Raw genomic sequence first — 3,894 nt, 5'->3', positions numbered from 1 at the left:
GTATCGGGTTCCCACATTCATCCGTACATGTACGGATGAATGTGGGAGGTGTTCGGATAAAGTCGATAATCAAGGTCCCAAAAAGACTGGTTATTGGGCGTTGACAGTTGGCGAGCCGTAGGTAAAATATCGACTTGTCCTGGGGACGTAGCTCAGTTGGGAGAGCGCTGCCGTCGCATGGCAGAGGCCGAGGGTTCGACTCCCTTCGTCTCCACCCATGGATTTGATAAGCCGCTGACATTGTGTCGGCGGCTTTTTTTAAAAGAAAGGGCTATATCATGGCCGAGCTTGAGTCCCAACCATTGTCCGACGAGGAGCGCGCCGAGTTGGAAGAGCTCCGCGCTGAGAAGGCCCGCCGCGAGGCTCGGGAAGAGGCCCGTCGCGAGCGTGAGGAGCTGGCTGCCCTGCGTGCCGAGCGTGCGAAGGCCGAGGAGGCCGCCGCGAACGCCGCATCCGCATCGGCGCCCGCGCCCGCACCCAAGCCCGCTGCTGCGAAGCCTGCACCTGCCGCGCCCAAACCTCAGCCTAAAAAGGCCGCCCGTCCCAAGTCCGTCGAGCCCAAGCCGAGCCGTGACGAGATGACCTTTGCCCAGCGCATGGTTACCTCCAAGGAGCCTATGGGCGAGAACGAGATCCCTGGCATGGCGCCGGCTCAAAAAATCATCATTGTCCTTGCCCTCATCGCGTTTGTCATCTTTATGGGCTACACGATCCTGACCAGCATGGGCCTGCTCTAACCGACTCGCATCGGGCGTCATGTCCGCATGCTCTGCTCTCGTCCAACCCTCAAATTCTGCACCACACATCCGAAAGGTCGCCCCATGGCTTTGACCGACATCTCGCATCCCACCGACATTGCAATGCTCACCGATCTGTACGAGCTCACTATGGCCCAGGGCCTGTGGGAGAGCGGCAAGGCCAATGAGCAGGGTTGTTTTACCGCGTTTTACCGCGACCATCCCTTTGGCAGCGCCTATGCCGTCATGTGTGGCACCGCCGAGCTGCCCGAGCTCGTCGAGAACCTGCGCTTTACGCCCGAGGATATCGACTACCTCGCCTCGCTTGAGGCCCCTGCCGGCGGCGCGATGTTCAAGTCCGCATTCCTCGACTACCTGCGCGATTTTCGTGCGCATGTAAATATCGACGCCTTCCCCGAGGGCGAGCTCGTCTTTCCGCGCGAGCCCATGGTGCGCGTCACCGGTCCTGCGCTCGAGTGCCAGCTGCTTGAGACGGCGCTGCTCAACATCGTCGGGTTCCAGACGCTTGTCGCCACCAAGACGGCGCGCGTGGTGCTCGCCGCCGACGGTCGCCCCGTGGCGGAGTTTGGCCTGCGCCGCGCCCAGGGTCCCGATGGCGGCCTGGCCGTTGCGCGCGCGAGCTACGTTGCCGGCTGCTCCTCTACGTCCAATGTGCTCGCCGGCCGCCGCTATGGTATTCCCGTCTTTGGCACGCATGCGCACAGCTGGGTGATGAGCTTCGATTCCGAGCTCGAGGCCTTCCGCGCCTTTGCCAAGTCGAGCCCCAAGAACTGTACGCTGCTCATCGACACCTATGACGTGCGCGAGGGCTGCGAGCATGCCATTACGGTTGCCAAGGAGATGGAGGCGGTGGGCGAGCGTCTGTCGGCTATTCGCATCGACTCCGGCGACCTCGCCAAGCTCTCCAAGTATGTTCGCGGCCGTTTTGATGCCGAGGGCCTGCCCTATGTGGGGATCTCGGTTTCCAACGATCTTGACGAGTACACGATTCAGTCGCTGCTGGACCAGGGCGCGCCCATCGATAGTTTTGGCGTGGGTACCAAGCTCGCGACCTGCTATGACCAGCCGGCGCTGGGTGGCGTGTACAAGCTTTCCGCCCGCCGTGCGAGCGAGACAGATCCATGGACGCCGGTGGTCAAGCTCTCCGAGCAGCCCTATAAGCGCACGATCCCGGGTGTGCAACGCGTGCGCCGTTATTACGACGGCTTTGGCGGCCCAGTCTGCGACATGATCTACGACGAGGACCATCTGGCGGGGGAGGGCGCCGCGCGCGGCAATACCCTCGTGGCCGTGAATGATGCCGCCCTGGTGACCGACGTGTCCGAACTTGAGTATCGCGAGCTGCTGGTGCCGATCGTGCGCGATGGCAGTGCGGTGGCTCCGCGTGAGAGCATCCAGGACGCGCGCGAGCGCTGTGCTTGGGCGCTCGATCATCTGGACGCAGCTTTCAAGCGCTTCCTGTACCCGCAGACCTATGTGGTGGGCATGGAGCAGGGCCTGGCTCAGGTGCGCGACGAGCTCGTGCGCAAGAACATGGCCGCGGCTTCGGCCTTCCCCTGGGCAAAATGATCCGAAGGGGACGGAGGAAAACGGATCATTTTCGTCCGTCCCGCACCGGGTGCCCCGGCTGCTCCAGCTCGCCCGCCTGCTCAACACTCGATTGGTTTGACGTATGACGACTTCTTATAAAACGATGGTGGTAAAGATCGGCTCGTCCACGGTGGTGGGCGCCGACGGCAAGGTCAACCGCGCCTTTATCGGCGGGCTTGCCGATCAGGCCGCAGCGCTGCGCAAGCTCGGCTGGCGTCTGGTCGTGGTGAGCTCGGGCGCTATCGCCTGTGGCTATCCCGTGCTGGGCTTCGACCGTAAGCCGGTCGGCGACCTGCCGAGCCTGCAGGCCTGCGCTTCGGCCGGCCAGTGCATCATCTCGTCGGCCTACGACGAGGAGTTTCATGCGCGCGACCTGCTCACCTCGCTCGTGCTGCTCACGCGTCACGACACGGCGCGCCGTACGTCCTACCTGCACGCGCGCGACGCCCTGCTGCGCCTGGTGGAGCTTGGCGTGGTGCCGGTCGTCAACGAGAACGATACCGTTACTGTCGATGAGATCAAGTTTGGCGACAACGACACACTGGCGGCGCTTGTGAGCTGCCTGGTTTCTGCCGATCTGTGCGTGACGCTCTCGGACATCGATGGTCTCTATACTGCCAATCCGCATGAGGACCCCACGGCCGAGTTTGTTCCTGTCGTGCATAAGATCGATGCCAAGATTATTGCCTCGGCGGGCGATTCTTCCACATCGGTGGGAACGGGCGGCATGATTACCAAGATCCGCGCGAGCCGCATCCTGATGACGGCGGGCATTCAGAGCGTGATTTGCTCAGGCGAGGAGCCCGATGCGCTCGTGCGCCTCGCCCGCGGCGAGAGCGTGGGCACGCTGTTCGATCCGCCGGCGGAGCGTCTGGACATCGCACCCCGCAAGCTGTGGATCGCACTGGGCGACAAGGCGCATGGCTCGGTGACGGTCGATGATGGTGCTGCGAAGGCGCTGGTTAGCCGTGGCTCTTCCTTGCTTGCGGTGGGTATTCGCGAGGTCGATGGCCAGTTTGCCGAGGGCGATGTGCTCGATGTGTGCGATCCGAGCGGTATGGTCGTCGCCCGCGGTATCGCCGAGGCCGATTCGGACGTGCTGGAGCTTGCTGCCGGCCGCCGCCAGGACCAGATCGCCAGCAACCGCCTGCTCGCTAACTTGGCCGAGAAGCCGGCGATACACAGGGATAACCTAATCGTCTTCGCTTAACCAATTGACGCTGCAAACGCCCCTAAGCGGCAATCTGACGTTCAATCGTCGGGCATGACCAAAAGGTCAATGCCCTCCTCTTTCACGTCACCTTGCTCGCTTAGGGGCGTTTTCGCTTTCCGTTCTCTACCTGCGATGGCCGTAACGCCGGCATATCGTAAGTTGCGGTGAAATAGGGATGGTTTGGCGGCTTTAAAGCCTTTAACAGTCCTTATTTCACCGCAACTCGTTGAGGCGGCGGGGTCCCACTGCCGGCACTTGGGGACGTTCCTTTTAATATGAGCAGGACATTGTCAAGAGGCAAAATCGGGCCTGGCCCCAACGATATGGGGTCAG

General features: G+C 62.2%; 3 protein-coding genes and 1 tRNA gene. All 4 read left to right on the top strand.

Annotation, left to right across the window (positions count from 1 at the left end; genetic code table 11):
• The first annotated feature begins 141 nt into the window (after positions 1 to 141).
• The 4 genes from AB5164_RS09945 to proB all read left to right on the top strand — a co-directional run bounded on the left by AB5164_RS09945 (position 142) and on the right by proB (position 3,558).
• A tRNA-Ala gene (locus AB5164_RS09945) sits at positions 142 to 214 on the top strand.
• Between the two features lie 64 nt (positions 215 to 278).
• A complete protein-coding gene (locus AB5164_RS09940) occupies positions 279 to 737 on the top strand; it encodes a hypothetical protein (protein ID WP_006235473.1) in 459 nt (152 codons plus the stop codon).
• Positions 738 to 821: 84 nt separating this feature from the next.
• Positions 822 to 2,327, top strand: coding sequence for a nicotinate phosphoribosyltransferase (locus tag AB5164_RS09935; RefSeq protein WP_368143305.1), 1,506 nt, complete (start codon positions 822 to 824; stop codon positions 2,325 to 2,327).
• Between the two features lie 103 nt (positions 2,328 to 2,430).
• The gene (gene proB / locus AB5164_RS09930; RefSeq protein WP_035137237.1) at positions 2,431 to 3,558 is read left to right on the top strand and encodes a glutamate 5-kinase; all 1,128 of its coding nucleotides are present in this window, start codon (positions 2,431 to 2,433) and stop codon (positions 3,556 to 3,558) included.
• Positions 3,559 to 3,894: the final 336 nt, after the last annotated feature.

This window comes from Collinsella aerofaciens, from assembly GCF_040915425.1.
In the GTDB taxonomy this organism is placed as follows: domain Bacteria; phylum Actinomycetota; class Coriobacteriia; order Coriobacteriales; family Coriobacteriaceae; genus Collinsella; species Collinsella aerofaciens_BW.
Note: the sequence above shows the minus strand (reverse complement) of the source record. Positions and strands in the feature narration are given on the sequence as shown.

What these genes read in the sequence shown, in the direction of transcription:
- AB5164_RS09935 (WP_368143305.1), top strand. Translation starts at nt 822, where the DNA reads ATGGCTTTGACCGACATCTCGCATCCCACCGACATTGCAATGCTCACC.
- proB (WP_035137237.1), top strand. Translation starts at nt 2,431, where the DNA reads ATGACGACTTCTTATAAAACGATGGTGGTAAAGATCGGCTCGTCCACG.
- AB5164_RS09940 (WP_006235473.1), top strand. Translation starts at nt 279, where the DNA reads ATGGCCGAGCTTGAGTCCCAACCATTGTCCGACGAGGAGCGCGCCGAG.